Raw genomic sequence first — 300 nt, forward strand, 5'->3', positions numbered from 1 at the left:
GCGTCCACGCGCTCGGACTCCTGGGCGCGGGCGGCGGCCATCCACTGGGCGGTGTAGGAAAAGGCGTGCACGGTGGTCCCTCCTCGGGCTCAGGCGACGAACGCCTTCTGGATGGTGGCGAGGGACTGGAAGTCCTCGATGTCGTTGGTGTCGACGTCGATCTCGATGCCGGCCGCGTCCTCGATCGTGTAGACGAGCTCGACGATGGCGAGCGAGTCGACGAGGCGGCTCTCGATGATGTTGACGTCGGGGGCGAGTTCGGTGCGGCCGGGGTGACGGCCGAGGATCCAGTCGCGGACC

General features: G+C 68.3%; 1 protein-coding gene. It reads right to left on the minus strand.

From position 1 onward, the window contains the following. Positions 1-89: 89 nt before the first annotated feature. On the minus strand, positions 90-300 hold a 211-nt coding region (locus PUR71_RS37915; RefSeq protein WP_329931828.1), incomplete at its 5' end, for an acyl carrier protein.

Origin of the sequence: Streptomyces sp. SP17BM10 (genome assembly GCF_036322405.1) — a bacterium.
Taxonomy (GTDB): Bacteria; Actinomycetota; Actinomycetes; order Streptomycetales; family Streptomycetaceae; genus Kitasatospora.